Source organism: Pseudomonas sp. KSR10, from assembly GCF_022355455.1.
Taxonomy (GTDB): domain Bacteria; phylum Pseudomonadota; class Gammaproteobacteria; order Pseudomonadales; family Pseudomonadaceae; genus Stutzerimonas; species Stutzerimonas stutzeri_E.
Window position 1 is genome coordinate 353,755 of the sequence record NZ_JAKOEN010000019.1, and the last position, 13,486, is coordinate 367,240.

At 59.0% G+C, this 13,486-nt stretch carries 12 protein-coding genes and 1 pseudogene; 4 read left to right on the top strand and 9 right to left on the bottom strand.

What is annotated here, in order from left to right; all coding sequences use genetic code 11:
- Positions 1-22: 22 nt before the first annotated feature.
- The 4 genes from MCB86_RS10585 to MCB86_RS10600 all read right to left on the bottom strand — a co-directional run bounded on the left by MCB86_RS10585 (position 23) and on the right by MCB86_RS10600 (position 4,220).
- Complete coding sequence (locus tag MCB86_RS10585; protein WP_045160956.1) at positions 23-799, bottom strand: amino acid ABC transporter ATP-binding protein; 777 nt, start codon at positions 797-799, stop codon at positions 23-25.
- A gap of 11 nt (positions 800-810) precedes the next feature.
- Positions 811-1,908, bottom strand: a complete 1,098-nt coding sequence (locus MCB86_RS10590) for an amino acid ABC transporter permease (protein ID WP_239610824.1) — start codon at positions 1,906-1,908, stop codon at positions 811-813.
- Positions 1,909-1,918: 10 nt separating this feature from the next.
- Positions 1,919-3,103 (bottom strand): amino acid ABC transporter permease, encoded by a 1,185-nt coding sequence (locus MCB86_RS10595; RefSeq protein WP_239610825.1) that lies wholly within the window; start codon positions 3,101-3,103, stop codon positions 1,919-1,921.
- An 88-nt stretch (positions 3,104-3,191) separates the two neighbouring features.
- Positions 3,192-4,220 (bottom strand): amino acid ABC transporter substrate-binding protein, encoded by a 1,029-nt coding sequence (locus tag MCB86_RS10600; RefSeq protein WP_045160953.1) that lies wholly within the window; start codon positions 4,218-4,220, stop codon positions 3,192-3,194.
- A 346-nt stretch (positions 4,221-4,566) separates the two neighbouring features.
- Between MCB86_RS10600 and MCB86_RS10605 the strand changes: the two genes are divergently transcribed.
- The 3 genes from MCB86_RS10605 to rhlB all read left to right on the top strand — a co-directional run bounded on the left by MCB86_RS10605 (position 4,567) and on the right by rhlB (position 7,893).
- Positions 4,567-5,223: an alpha/beta fold hydrolase gene (locus MCB86_RS10605; protein WP_239610826.1), complete on the top strand. Its 657-nt coding sequence runs from the start codon at positions 4,567-4,569 to the stop codon at positions 5,221-5,223.
- A gap of 211 nt (positions 5,224-5,434) precedes the next feature.
- Complete coding sequence (locus tag MCB86_RS10610) at positions 5,435-6,370, top strand: GGDEF domain-containing protein (RefSeq protein WP_239610827.1); 936 nt, start codon at positions 5,435-5,437, stop codon at positions 6,368-6,370.
- A gap of 119 nt (positions 6,371-6,489) precedes the next feature.
- Positions 6,490-7,893: an ATP-dependent RNA helicase RhlB gene (gene rhlB, locus MCB86_RS10615; RefSeq protein WP_045160950.1), complete on the top strand. Its 1,404-nt coding sequence runs from the start codon at positions 6,490-6,492 to the stop codon at positions 7,891-7,893.
- A 178-nt stretch (positions 7,894-8,071) separates the two neighbouring features.
- Here rhlB and moaE read toward each other — a convergent pair whose 3' ends face one another.
- The 5 genes and pseudogenes from moaE to dmeF form a co-directional block, all read right to left on the bottom strand.
- The gene (gene moaE, locus MCB86_RS10620; protein ID WP_239610828.1) at positions 8,072-8,527 is read right to left on the bottom strand and encodes a molybdopterin synthase catalytic subunit MoaE; all 456 of its coding nucleotides are present in this window, start codon (positions 8,525-8,527) and stop codon (positions 8,072-8,074) included.
- Between the two features lie 2 nt (positions 8,528-8,529).
- Positions 8,530-8,778: a MoaD/ThiS family protein gene (locus MCB86_RS10625; protein WP_239610829.1), complete on the bottom strand. Its 249-nt coding sequence runs from the start codon at positions 8,776-8,778 to the stop codon at positions 8,530-8,532.
- Positions 8,775-9,244: pseudogene (moaC, locus tag MCB86_RS10630) on the bottom strand (cyclic pyranopterin monophosphate synthase MoaC). The gene MCB86_RS10625 and the pseudogene moaC overlap by 4 nt, the downstream one beginning before the upstream one ends.
- A 126-nt stretch (positions 9,245-9,370) precedes the next feature.
- Positions 9,371-10,759: a PhoH family protein gene (locus MCB86_RS10635; protein ID WP_239610830.1), complete on the bottom strand. Its 1,389-nt coding sequence runs from the start codon at positions 10,757-10,759 to the stop codon at positions 9,371-9,373.
- A gap of 257 nt (positions 10,760-11,016) precedes the next feature.
- The gene (dmeF, locus tag MCB86_RS10640) at positions 11,017-11,997 is read right to left on the bottom strand and encodes a CDF family Co(II)/Ni(II) efflux transporter DmeF (protein WP_239610831.1); all 981 of its coding nucleotides are present in this window, start codon (positions 11,995-11,997) and stop codon (positions 11,017-11,019) included.
- A gap of 135 nt (positions 11,998-12,132) precedes the next feature.
- Between dmeF and yaaA the strand changes: the two genes are divergently transcribed.
- On the top strand, positions 12,133-12,909 hold the full coding sequence (gene yaaA, locus MCB86_RS10645) for a peroxide stress protein YaaA (RefSeq protein ID WP_239610832.1): 777 nt from the start codon (positions 12,133-12,135) through the stop codon (positions 12,907-12,909).
- The last annotated feature ends 577 nt before the right edge of the window (positions 12,910-13,486 follow it).

Genomic DNA, 13,486 nt, shown 5'->3' on the forward strand with positions numbered 1-13,486 from the left:
TCTGGAATGTGCCGCTGCGCGCTTAGTGCAGTATCTGACTCAGGAACAGCTTGGTGCGCTCGTTCCTCGGATTGGTGAAGAAGGTTTCGGGATCGGCTTCTTCGACGATCTCGCCCTTATCCATGAAGATCACCCGGTCGGCTACGGTGCGAGCGAAGCCCATTTCATGGGTCACGCACAGCATGGTCATCCCGCTTTCGGCGAGGCCGACCATGGTATCCAGTACTTCCTTGACCATTTCCGGGTCCAGCGCCGAGGTGGGTTCGTCGAACAGCATGATCTTCGGCTTCATGCACAGTGCCCGAGCGATCGCGACCCGTTGCTGCTGGCCGCCCGACAGCTGTCCCGGAAACTTGTCGGCCTGCTCCGGAATCCGCACACGCTCCAAATAATGCATGGCGATTTCTTCGGCCTGACGCCGCGGTAGCTTGCGCACCCACATTGGGGCCAGGGTACAGTTCTGTAGCACCGTGAGGTGCGGGAACAGGTTGAAGTGCTGGAACACCATGCCGACTTCGCTGCGGATCGCCTCGATCTGCTTCAGATCGTTGGTCAGCTCCACGTCGTTGATCACGATCCGGCCCTGCTGATGCTCCTCGAGACGATTGAGACAGCGGATGGTGGTGGACTTGCCCGAGCCCGAAGGCCCGCATAGGACGATGCGCTCGCCCTGGGTAACGTTGAGATTGATGTCCTTGAGCACATGGAACTGGCCGAACCACTTGTGCACGCCCTGCATCTGGATGACAGGCTCACCAGCTTGCTCGGGCTGATCGGATCGCAGAGATGTTTCGTTCATGATGCTTTTCCTTAATTCCGGTGGCCGGTGTCGAGCTTGCGCTCCAGGTGCATGGAATAGCGCGACATTCCAAAGCAGAACATCCAGTAGACCAGCGCCGCGAAGACGTATCCCTCGGTCGACATACCGAGCCAGGCAGGGTCCGACGTCGCACGCTTGATGCTGTTGAGGAAGTCGAACAAGCCGATGATGATCACCAGACTGGTGTCTTTGAACAGCGCGATGAAGGTATTGACTATCCCGGGGATGACCATCTTCAGTGCCTGCGGCAGGATTACCAGCACCATGCTGCGCCAATAGCCCAGCCCCATCGCCGCGGCCGCCTCGTACTGCCCTTTGGGGATCGCCTGCAGGCCGCCACGCACCACTTCAGCGATGTATGCCGCCTCGAAGAACACCACCATCACCATGGCCCGCATCAGCTTGTCGAGATTCATCCCCTCTGGCAGAAACAGCGGCAGCATCACCGAGGACATGAAAAGCACGGTGATAAGGGGTACACCACGCCAGAACTCGATGAACGTCACGCAGAGCACACGGATCGCCGGCATGTTGGAACGCCGACCGAGCGCCAGCAGAATACCCAGCGGCAAAGCGCCAGCAATGCCCACGGCAGCGATGACGATAGTCAGCATCAACCCGCCCCAACGGCTGGTCGGCACCGTTTCCAGACCGAGGAAACCACCGTGCAACAGCCAGTAGGCAAGCAGCGGATAGATCACTAGATAGGCAATACCGTAGCGCGCCTTGTGTCGCATTTGCCTAAGGAACAGAGGCGCAGCGCCAATGATTGCGAGCCAGCCCGTCAGGTCCACCCGCCAGCGCAGCTCTGCCGGGTAGAAGCCGTACATGAACTGGCTGAAGCGTGTCTGCACGAACACCCAGCACGCCCCTTCTCGAGTGCAATCGGCTCGTGACTCGCCACTCCAATCGGCCTTGATGATTGCCCATTCAATGATGGGCGGAACGACTAACCCGATCAGGTACAACCCGACAAGCGTCAGCAGTGTGTTGATCCAGCTGGAGAACAGATTGGCCCGCATCCAGGCCACTGCACCGATATTGGTGGAAGGCGCCGGCAGGTCCGGTTTGAAAGTATGGGTCGTCATGCGCTCGTCCTTACCGCTCGATCAGCGCGATGCGCTTGTTGTACCAGTTCATCAACAGCGAAATGCTGATGCTGATGGCGAGGTACACGCTCATGGTAATGGCCATGGTTTCGATCGCCTGTCCGGTCTGGTTGAGCACCGTGCCGGCAAACAGCGAGACCATGTCCGGATAGCCGATCGCAGCCGCTAGCGACGAATTCTTCGCCAGGTTGAGGTACTGGCTCGTCAGCGGCGGAATGATCACCCGAAGTGCCTGGGGAATGATGACCAGGCGCAGCACACGGCCGGGCCGGAGCCCGAGCGACGCCGCCGCTTCGGTCTGTCCATGGCTGACCGACTGGATGCCCGCTCTTACGGTTTCACCAATGAATGCGGCGGTATAAATCGACAGCGCCAGCACGATCGACACCAGCTCAGGGATTACCACCCAACCGCCACGGATGTTGAACCGCTGCAGTTCGGGGATTTCCCATAGGAACGGCCCGCCGAAGAGCAACGAGGACAGCCCCGGCACCGCGATGAACAGTGCCAGGCTGCTCCAGAACACCGGGAAAATCTGTCCCGTGGCATGGCGTCGGGCCCGAGCCCAGCGGTTGAGCATGACGATCGCCACCAGCGCCAGGAACATCGCAATCCAGAACGGCCAGAAGCCCTCCCCCGCACTCGGTGAAGGCATTTGCACGCCACGGTTGTTGACAAAAATGATGTCCCACAAGCTCAGGCTGTCACGCGGTCCCGGCAACGGGCTGAGCACGGCGAAGTAGACGAAAAAGATCTGCAGCAGCGGCGGGATATTGCGGAATGTCTCGATATAGACAGTGGCGATCTGGCGGATCAACCAGTTCGGCGACAATCGGGCGACGCCAAGAATGAATCCGATGATAGTCGCCAGGATAATCCCGATGACGCTGACCAGAAGCGTGTTGAGCAAGCCGACCCAAAATACGCGTCCATAAGAATCGCTTTCGCTGTAGTCGATTAGATGTTGGGAGATGCCGAAACCGGCAGCGTTGTCGAGAAAACCGAAGCCTGAAGTAATGCCCCGGTGGGCAAGATTGGTCTGGGTATTGTCGAACAAAAACCAGCCGATCCCTACTACTGTGATGACGGCGATGACCTGGAACACCCAGGCACGTGCCTGCGGATCCGTGAGCAGCGAGCCGCGCGCTGCCCCCGTTTTGGCGATGGTTCGCATCAAGAAACCTCATACGGCGCTGCCGATGCGGGCGCACCGGCAACACTCATCCTTGAAACAAGGCCAGCTTCCCGCTGGCCCGGCGTGGTCAGCGCACCGGAGGTGCGTACTGCAGACCTCCATTGGTCCAAAGCGCGTTCAGTCCGCGCTCGATCTTCAGCTCGCTACCGGAACCAACGTTGCGATCGAACACCTCGCCATAATTGCCGACCTGTTTAACGATTTGCACTGCCCAATCCTTGGGCAGCTTCAGGTCCTTACCGTATTCGCCTTCCGCTCCGAGCAGACGCGCCACGTCAGGGTTCTTGGTGCTCTTGGCGGTTTCCTCGACGTTAGCAGCAGTCACGCCCAACTCCTCGGCATTGACCATCGCCAGCAACGACCAGCGCACGATATCGAACCACTCCTCGTCCCCCTGACGCACGGCCGGGCCGAGCGGTTCCTTGGAGATGACTTCGGGTAGCACGACATAGGCGTCCGGCTTGGCCAGCTTGATGCGCTGCGCGTACAACTGCGATTGGTCGGAGGTGAGCACATCGCAGCGACCGGATTCCAGCGACTTGGCGCTTTCGTCGGAGGTGTCGTAAGTGATTGGGGTGTACTTGAGGTTGTTGGCGCGGAAATAGTCGGAGAGGTTCAGTTCGGTGGTGGTCCCCGCCTGAATGCAGACTGTGGCACCGTCGAGCTCCTTAGCGCTGGATACGCCGAGCTCCTTGTTTACCAGAAAGCCCTGCCCGTCATAGTAGGTAACCCCGGTAAAGTTAAGCCCCATGGCCGCGTCCCGCGAACTGGTCCAGGTCGTGTTCCGCGAAAGCACATCGACTTCGCCCGATTGCAGAGCGGTAAAGCGTTCCTTGGCGGTCAACGGACTGAACTTGACCTTTTCTGCATCGCCGAATACCGCAGCCGCTACCGCACGGCAGACATCCACATCGATTCCTTTGTACTCGCCCTTGGCGTCAGTGTAGGAAAAGCCCGGCAGCCCGTCGCTGACGCCGCACTGCACGAAGCCCTTGCTCTTTACTGCATCCAGAGTCGCCCCTGCCTGCGCCAAGCCGCTGGTGCCCAAAAGTGTCGCGGCACCAAGCACGGCCAGTGTGGATTTAACCCTTATCATCGAAACCTCCAGTTTGCTTTTATTCTGCGGGGTCGGGGTCTTCTACAGCGTTGCCGCGGGCCAGTCGACACGCGTCAACCGCTGCGGCAGAAGAACCTGACCTGAGTCTAGCCGCCGATTGATTATCGGCAACTCCTCCCGATGCGCTTGTCTGCAAGGACGCAGACGACACCGGCACATATGACGCATCGGAGCAAAGCAAGCGGCATACCAATCCTTCAGCGCGCACTCGGCGCGCCTGCCCGCTTCATTGAGAGCCCTCGTAAAGGTACTCTCGCCGCATATTGCTGCATCTACCCTTCGCGACCGCCCCAATATGAGGCGATCGCCCCAGACGGAGCCTGACATGAGTGCCCCCCTGATCATCGAACCGGAAACAACCGCCGACTCATGCGTCATCTGGCTACATGGCCTCGGCGCTGATCGTTATGACTTTCTACCTGTAGCCGAGGCTCTGCAGCAGCGGCTACTGAGGACACGCTTCGTGTTGCCCCAGGCGCCGACCCGAGCGGTGTCCATCAATGGCGGCTGGGCGATGCCAAGCTGGTACGACATCCTCGCCATGAGCCCGGCGCGGGCGATCGATCAGGCACAGCTCGAACAGTCGGCACAGACTGTGATAGCGCTGATCGAGGCGCAGCGTGATAGCGGCATCGATCCTCGACGCATCTTTTTAGCTGGCTTCTCTCAAGGCGGCGCCGTGGTCTATCACACCGCGTTCCTGCGCTGGGCCGGCCCGCTCGGTGGCGTCCTGGCCTTGTCTACCTATGCACCCACTTTCGGCGCCGATCTTGGCCTGTCGCCACTGCAGCAAAGCCTGCCGGTCCTCTGCCTGCATGGTTCGGACGACGATGTCGTTCCGTCCGCGATGGGACGTACCGCTTACGATTGCCTGGTACAAAATCAGATCGCAGCCGAGTGGCGCGAATATCCAATGGCTCACGAAGTGGTGCCGGACGAGATTCGCGACATAGGCGACTGGCTCGCTGCACGTCTCGATTGATCGGCATTACGGCGGGCGGGGCATCGAAGAAATGTGACGCCGCACGCCTGTCCGTACGGTCAAATAAGGCTACGCTTTGCATGGGTGGACACTATCTCGATGCGCCTGCTGTTGCAGCGCTCATCGCGGCCAGACGGGGCCGACCCAGCCAGTAGTCACGGGGCGCAGCGATAGTCATGACGAAGAGGTCATCCAACTGGATGTTGCGGTCATGAGGCTTGCCGAATGGCGGGCTGAAAAGCAGCACCTCAAGCGAGCGCGCTTGCTGGACCATGTTGACGAGCCCTGCCTGCGCTTGCTCCAGGAGGCCTTCGAGCCATGCCTGATCGCAACCGGCGATATCCTGCTTTCGCCGCTCGAGCACAACCATTACCTCTACCTAGTGCTCGATGGCGAGCTTGCCGTCCATCTCGATTCACTCGACGGTCAACCAGTACGAGCCATCGGGCCTGGGGACTGTGCGGGTGAGATCAGCTTCATGGACAACCTGCCGCCGTCAGCCTATGTCGTTGCCCTCGAACCCTCGGTGCTGCTGCGGCTGCATCGACGTTCGATGCAACTGCTCACCCGCTCGCCCAAGCTGATGCAGAACCTTGCCGAACTGCTTTGCCAGCGGGTTCGCCTGAGTGACCGGCTGATCATCAATAGCGAGCAGAACGCCAACGTCGACACCCTCACCGGATCCTTCAATAGGCGCTGGCTCGAACACATCTATAACCGCGAGAGCGCCCGCTGCGTTTTCAATAACCAACCCCTCTCCCTCCTAATGCTCGATGTCGATCGATTCAAGGACTATAACGACAAGCATGGCCACCTAGCCGGTGACCATGCCTTGTGCTTGGTTGTCGACACCTTGGGGAAATTGCTCCGTCCAACGGACAGCCTGGTGCGCTACGGTGGAGAGGAGTTCGTGATTCTGCTTCCCGATATGGCGCTGTGGGATGCGCGCGGGGTCGGCGAGCGCCTGCGCCAGAGCCTCGATGAGATCACCTCCTTCCGTTCGCCGATAGGCATCTTGCCTGGCGTGACGATTTCCATCGGTGTTGCACCGATGCAGCCCAACGACGATTTGAAAGCGCTGATCCAGGTTGCCGACCAAGCGCTTTACCAAGCCAAGGCGCAAGGACGAAACCGCGTGTGCGGCTAAGCAGGCGCAGCATGTGCAGCGCGCCCCGGGCAACCGCAGTGCCGGCCTGAGCAAGTCTTCGCCGTATCTGCTTCTTGCATTACACTGGCGGGCGAACCTTTTTAGACAGAGAAGAAACCGTGCTCAAAGCACTTAAGAAAATCTTTGGCAAAGGCCCGGCAGAGCTACCTACCGCCCAGCCCGCCAGCGACACCTCGAAGCCTACCGATACGCCTGCGCAACTCGAAGCGAGAGCGGACGCACCTGCAGCAACGGAAACCAAGCCCCGCCGGGAGCGTTCACGCAAACCCGCCGCACCACCCGCGCCAGCTTGGAAACTGGAAGACTTCCAAGTCGAGCCAGCCGAGGGCAAGACCCGTTTTCACGACTTCAAGCTCGCCCCCGAGCTGATGCACGCCATCCACGATCTCGGTTTCCCTTACTGCACACCAATCCAGGCGCAGGTTCTGGGCTTCACGCTCAAAGGCAGTGATGCGATCGGTCGCGCCCAGACGGGCACCGGCAAAACCGCTGCGTTCCTAATCTCGACGATCACCCAGTTGTTGCAAACCCCACCACCCAGCGACCGCTACATGGGTGAGCCTCGCGCGCTGATCATCGCGCCGACACGCGAACTGGTGGTGCAGATTGCCAACGACGCGCTGAACCTGACCAAATACACCGGTTTGAACGTGATGAGCTTCGTCGGCGGAATGGACTTCGACAAGCAACTCAAAGCGCTGGAAAGTCGCTATTGCGACATTCTGGTTGCCACACCGGGGCGGCTACTGGATTTCAACCAGCGCGGCGAAGTGCACCTGGACATGGTCGAGGTACTGGTCCTTGATGAAGCCGACCGCATGCTCGACATGGGCTTCATTCCACAGGTTCGCCAGATCATCCGCCAAACCCCGCCGAAGAGCGAACGCCAGACACTGCTGTTCTCCGCCACCTTCACTGAAGACGTGATGAATCTGGCCAAACAGTGGACCACTGACCCGGCGATCGTTGAAATCGAAGCGGAACATGTGGCCAGCGACACCGTCGAGCAACACGTTTACGCCGTAGCGGGCAGCGATAAATACAAACTGCTCTACAACCTGATCACTCAGAACGACTGGACCCGCGTGATGGTATTCGCCAACCGCAAGGACGAGGTTCGCCGTATCGAGGAACGCCTGACCCGCGACGGAATCAGCGCCGTACAGATGTCTGGCGACGTACCCCAGCACAAACGTATCCGCGCACTGGAAGGCTTTCGCGAGGGCAAGATTCGCGTCATGGTGGCGACCGATGTCGCGGGCCGTGGCATTCACGTCGATGGCATCAGCCACGTAATCAATTTCACCCTGCCGGAAGTGCCTGACGATTACGTGCACCGCATCGGCCGCACCGGTCGGGCCGGCGCCACCGGAACCTCGATCAGCTTCGCCGGCGAGGATGACGCCTTTGCCTTGCCGGCGATCGAAACATTGCTAGGACGCAAGATCAGCTGTGAGATGCCTCCAGCCGAACTTCTGGCTCCCGTCCCGCCCAAGCGTTAGACACCAATAGCACCTAACTATGGCAGTAAAAAAGGCGAAGCCACTGATGGCTTCGCCTTTTTTATTGCCTTGCGCAATCGCCGTTCAAACCCGCCACATGTTTCTGAACCCAATCAGTGCTGTCCGGCGAATGCCTTAGCTGAAATAAGTCGTGTACTTCATTAGCTTGGCTGACCCACTACGACTGATCCCACCGCTGCGCCGCAGCCTGATCGCTGCAGCGGCCTTCGACCCAACGCGGGCCTGACGGGGTGTCTTCTTTCTTCCAGAACGGCGCGCGGGTTTTCAAGTAATCCATCACGAATCGGCAGCCATCGAACGCCGCCTCACGATGGGCGCTGGCGGCGCCGACGAAGACGATTGGCTCCCCCGGCTCGAGTCGTCCGACCCGGTGCAGAATCTCCAGCTTGAGCAAAGGCCAACGTGCGGCTGCCTCCTCAATGATCTTCAGCAATGCCTTCTCCGTCATTCCGGGCGCGTGCTCGAGAAACATCCCTGCTACGTCCTGGCCATCGTTGAAATCGCGGACGTAACCGACAAATCCGGTCACTGCACCGATACCGAGGTTCGACGCATGTAACGCGTTGAGTTCGGCGCCTGGGTCGAAAGGGATCTGCTGTACACGCACGCCCATGGTCAGCCTCCGGTCACAGTGGGGAAAAATGCGACTTCATCGCCGTCTGCCAGCGGCTCGTCCAGGTCGCATAGCTCCTGATTGCGAGCGCACATCAGGTTTTGCTCGCCTAGCACCGCCCATTCGTTGCCCCGCGCCAATAGCAGCAAGCGTAGGTCGTCTACGTGTTGCAAAGAGGCATCCCACTCCAATTGCTCCGCATCGAGCCCAAGCGCCTCACGATAGCGGGCGAAATACTGCACCTGAATCATGCCGGCACCTGCCAATGGCCGCTCTTTCCACCGAGTTTTTCCAACAGCCGAATGCCCTCGACGATCATGCCTTTGTCGGCAGCCTTGCACATGTCATAGATCGTCAGCGCAGCGATGCTTGCGGCGGTCAACGCCCCATTTCCACGCCGGTCTGGCCAGCCAGTTTGCAGCGAGCCTCGATCCGTACGCAGTCGTCGCCCAGCGGTTGCAGCTCGACCTTGATGCTGGTGAGCAGCAACGGATGACACAGAGGAATCAGTTCATGGGTTTTCTTCGCGGCCTGGATGCCGGCGATACGGGCGACCGCAAAAACGTCGCCCTTGGGATGTCCACCCTGTTGGATCATCTGCAAGGTTTCGGGGCGCATACGGACCTTCGCCTCCGCCACCGCTTCACGTGCCGTAACGGCTTTGGCGGTGACGTCGACCATGTTGGCCCTGCCCTGGGAATCGAGGTGGGTGAGCATTTGCAATCCTGCTGAAACGGTCGGGTCCCCGAGTTTAGCTCAGCTGGAAGCTGGAAGCTGGAAGCTGGAAGCCAGTGTGCTCGATACCGCCTTAGCACGCGGTTGGCTTCCAACTTCCAGAAGCCGCTACATATGAGCCTCGGCGTATTCCGCCAATATCGAGCGGGGGACACCCTGCAGGGTAATGTGCATGCCGTGCGGAAAGTCCTTGAAGCGCTCCGTGAGATAGGTCAGCCCGGAACTTGTGGCCGATAGATAGGGCGTATCGATCTGCGCCAGATTCCCCAGACAGACGACTTTAGACCCACTGCCAGCCCGCGTGATGATGGTTTTCATCTGGTGTGGCGTGAGGTTCTGGCATTCGTCGATCAGTATCAAACTCTGCTGGAAGCTGCGGCCACGGATGTAATTCAGCGATTTGAACTGCAAGGGCACCTTCTGCAGGATGTAGTCCACGCTGCCGTGGGTGCTTTCGTCGTCCATGTGCAGCGCCTCGAGGTTATCGGTGATTGCGCCGAGCCAGGGTTCCATTTTTTCCGCTTCGGTGCCCGGCAGGAAGCCGATGTCCTCGTCCAGCCCCTGCACGCTACGCGTTGCGATGATTCGACGGTAACGCTTGCTCACCACGGTCTGCTCGATAGCCGCAGCCAGTGCCAGGATGGTCTTGCCGGACCCTGCCGCACCTGAAAGGTTGACCAGGTGAATGTCCGGATCGAGCAAGGCGAACAGCGCCAGGGCCTGATGGATATCACGCGGCCGCAGGCCCCAGGCTTCTTGGTGCAGCAGCGGTTCCTGGTGCATGTCGAGCAGCAGCAGCTCGTCAGCCTTGATGCCCTTGATCCAGCCGACGAAGCCCTGCTCATCGAGGATGAACTCGTTGACATGCACCGCTGGCAGGTTGTCGATCAACTGAACACGATGCCAGGTCCGCCCGTGCCCCTGATGCGTATCGACCTTGCTGACGCGATCCCAGAACGACCCGCTCAGGCTGTGATAGCCACGTGACAGCTGCCCTACATCATCTACCAGCTTATCGGTGTGGTAATCCTCCGAAGCAACACCACAAGCACGCGCCTTCAGTCGCATGTTGATGTCATTGGTCACCAGCACCACCGGAACGCCAGCCCTACGCCGCTGCAGGTCCACAACCTGGTTGATGATCTTGTTGTCGTTGAGATCCTCAGGAAGCGCACTGGAGTCAGCGCCCTTGCTCATGAGGATGGAAAGGCTGCCGCACGGCCCACTCTTCTCGCGCTGAATCGGCACGCCGAGCTCGACCTCTTCGGGGGTGGCGTCGCCTAGCACCTTGTCGATCAGACGGATCGCCTGCCGGCACTCGGCAGCCACAGAGTGCTTGCCAGTCTTGAGCTGGTCCAGCTCTTCCAGCACGGTCATTGGAATCGCGACCTGGTGTTCCTGGAAATTCAATAACGCGTTGGGATCGTGAATCAGAACGTTGGTATCAAGAACGTAGAGCGTGGGCTGCGTTGCGCGGGGTCTGCCGTAATCATCCATACGCGATCACCTTTTCGGAGCCGGGACGACGGAGGGCCAAAAGCTCTCCGCCGAAGAGAAAACCACCGTGCGCAAGGTGAGCGGACTTGGGAGGCAGGGGCTTGGGGCCACCCAGAGGCCGCCACCTGTGAGTGCAGGTTTCGGCGGTCTTGATGAGGTAATACCGCAAAACAGATGACAGTAAAAAGTCTTTTTCTACCCAGTGAGGTTTTTTTATGTAAATGACGAATTGCCCTTGGCGCAGCTCTAATGGATCGCTAGGCTGAGTAATCAACCTGTGCGTTTTTGCCACACCGATTCACTTCCGCGGTCACGTGAACCAACTCTGAGAAGCCTGCCAGTTCGGCCTTGTAGCGATCCGCCGAGTACTCTTGGTGAGTAACGATGGTGACAATGCAGCTGTATTGCGCTCGCCCTACTCGCCACAGATGCAGGTCGGTCACTTCGGTATCGGGCACCGCCTCCAGTTGCCTCTGCACACGCCGCACCAGCGGATCGTCCATTTCCCGATCCAGCAACGCCTTTCCGGTGTCGCGCAACAGGCCCTTGGCCCAAACCAGAATGACGATCGCCCCGATGATACCCATCAGTGGGTCCAGCCAGTTCCAGCCCAGATACTTGCCTCCCAGCAAGGCGACAATTGCGGCTACCGAGGTCATCGCGTCAGTCAGCACGTGAATGAATGCAGCATGGCGATTAAGGTCACGTCCTGGCGCCTCCGAGTGATCGTGATCGTGATCGTGATCGTGATCGTGATCGTGATCGTGATGAGCATGGTGGTCGTGCTGATCTCGCAACAACCAGGCCGACAGCAGATTGATCAGTAGCCCGATCACGGCCACCCATAACGCTTCATCGAAGCCGATCAGCGCTGGCGACCAGAAGCGCGACAGCGACTCGATGATCATCATCAGCGCCACCACCACCAGCAGCACCGCACTGGAGAAGCCCGCCAGGACCTCGATCTTCCAGGTCCCGAAGGTGAAGCGCCGATCATGAGCATAGCGACGGGCCAAGAGATAGGCGATCGCTGCCATGCCGATAGCCACCATGTGCGAAGCCATATGCCATCCATCGGCAAGCAACGCCATGGAGTTGAACAAGTAGCCGGCGAAAATCTCGGCCGCCATGGTCAACCCCGTCAGTCCCACTACGGCCCAGGTCTGCCGCTCGGCGCCTTGCTCGAGGGGGCGGTAGTCATGGGATTGCTCCCAATGAGAATGATTGCAGTCGGTCATAATTGCTCCTTTTCCACCAGCAAGTTTGGCCCCCTGCGCCGCGGCAAGGTCAACCTTTCTTCTCAATCGAATCCATAGGTAGAGCCCGGCCAGGCTTAACGCCTAAAATCAGCGCACATTAAAGGAGACCGATGCATGCTGATGGTGATTTCGCCGGCCAAGACTCTGGATTACGACACCCCACCGACGACCAAACGCTTCACCCAACCCGAACATCTCGACCACGCTCAGCAATTGATCGATCAACTGCGCGACCTGTCACCGCAGCAGATCAGCGAACTCATGCACCTTTCGGACAAGCTCGCCGCACTCAACGTCGCCCGCTACGGAAGCTGGACGGCCGAATTCACCCCGACCAACGCTAAGCAGGCGCTCCTTGCCTTCAAGGGCGACGTCTATACCGGATTGAATGCCATTGATTTTTCCGAGCAGGATTTCGATTTCGCCCAGAAGCATCTGCGAATGCTGTCAGGGCTCTACGGCGTTCTGCGTCCGCTCGACCTGATGCAGCCCTATCGGCTGGAAATGGGAACCAAGCTGCCCAACGCTCGTGGCAAGGATCTGTATGCCTTCTGGGGCGAGCGTATCAGCGGCTGGCTAAACGAGGCGTTGGCGATACAGGGCGATGACGTACTGCTCAACCTGGCTTCGAATGAATATTTCGGGGCCGTAAAACGTAACGCCTTGAACGCGCGGATAATCGACGTTGATTTCAAGGACATGAAGAACGGCCAGTACAAGATCATCAGCTTCTATGCCAAGAAAGCGCGAGGTTTGATGAGCCGGTACGTGATCAAGGAGCGCATCCACCAGCCCGAGCAGCTAAAGCATTTCAACTACGATGGCTATCGCTACAGCCCTGATAATTCATCGGCTGATCATCTGGTATTTCTGCGCGACCCGCATGTCTGAAACCTCGTCGACTGGATCACTTTCGCCCCCTCGTTAAAAAAAGCCGCGGGGGTTCTCCTGCTCTTCCCCGTTCCAGCTTTTCTGATCCTGATTCATTTCACAGCACCATTCATCGCTGACTTGCCACGCCTGTAATTTCCCGTGTCGTCTGCAATGCGGGCTAGCGTGTGCGCTGACCCTACCCGCAAAAACTCTCCGATCAGCGGCAATTGCCCAGGGAACTATCCGAAGGCGTCAGCAATCATAAGCGCGTACCGGCATTTCCAGGCGGAAAGGGACGTCGCACATGAACGTGCAGTGGAATTCACAACAGAGTTTTCAATGTGTCAGCCAAGACAATCCTCGGAGATCGTCGGGTGTGACCAGTCGAGGCCAGACAGGCCGAATCAAAGCAGGGTCGACGCTCATCGCACTTTGCCAACCGCACCAACCCAGTCAGACGGAACGCCATCGAAGTCAGCGCGCATCCACCTGCGCCAGATCGATAGGGGGCCTGCAGCCATTCCATTTCAAAGCGGCAATCAGTGCCGCAGCTTCACCTTCGGCGGTTATCGGCCAGTCGACAGAATTTCCCCGT

Bases quoted from the DNA above. Each gene is read 5' to 3' on its own strand.
- moaE (WP_239610828.1), bottom strand. From the start codon at position 8,527: ATGGGCGTGCGTGTACAGCAGATCCCTTTCGACCCAGGCGCCGAACTC.
- MCB86_RS10635 (WP_239610830.1), bottom strand. From the start codon at position 10,759: ATGGATGATTACGGCAGACCCCGCGCAACGCAGCCCACGCTCTACGTT.
- yaaA (WP_239610832.1), top strand. From the start codon at position 12,133: ATGCTGATGGTGATTTCGCCGGCCAAGACTCTGGATTACGACACCCCA.
- MCB86_RS10600 (WP_045160953.1), bottom strand. From the start codon at position 4,220: ATGATAAGGGTTAAATCCACACTGGCCGTGCTTGGTGCCGCGACACTT.
- MCB86_RS10585 (WP_045160956.1), bottom strand. From the start codon at position 799: ATGAACGAAACATCTCTGCGATCCGATCAGCCCGAGCAAGCTGGTGAG.
- MCB86_RS10605 (WP_239610826.1), top strand. From the start codon at position 4,567: ATGAGTGCCCCCCTGATCATCGAACCGGAAACAACCGCCGACTCATGC.
- MCB86_RS10595 (WP_239610825.1), bottom strand. From the start codon at position 3,103: ATGCGAACCATCGCCAAAACGGGGGCAGCGCGCGGCTCGCTGCTCACG.
- MCB86_RS10590 (WP_239610824.1), bottom strand. From the start codon at position 1,908: ATGACGACCCATACTTTCAAACCGGACCTGCCGGCGCCTTCCACCAAT.
- dmeF (WP_239610831.1), bottom strand. From the start codon at position 11,997: ATGACCGACTGCAATCATTCTCATTGGGAGCAATCCCATGACTACCGC.
- MCB86_RS10610 (WP_239610827.1), top strand. From the start codon at position 5,435: ATGAGGCTTGCCGAATGGCGGGCTGAAAAGCAGCACCTCAAGCGAGCG.
- MCB86_RS10625 (WP_239610829.1), bottom strand. From the start codon at position 8,778: ATGATTCAGGTGCAGTATTTCGCCCGCTATCGTGAGGCGCTTGGGCTC.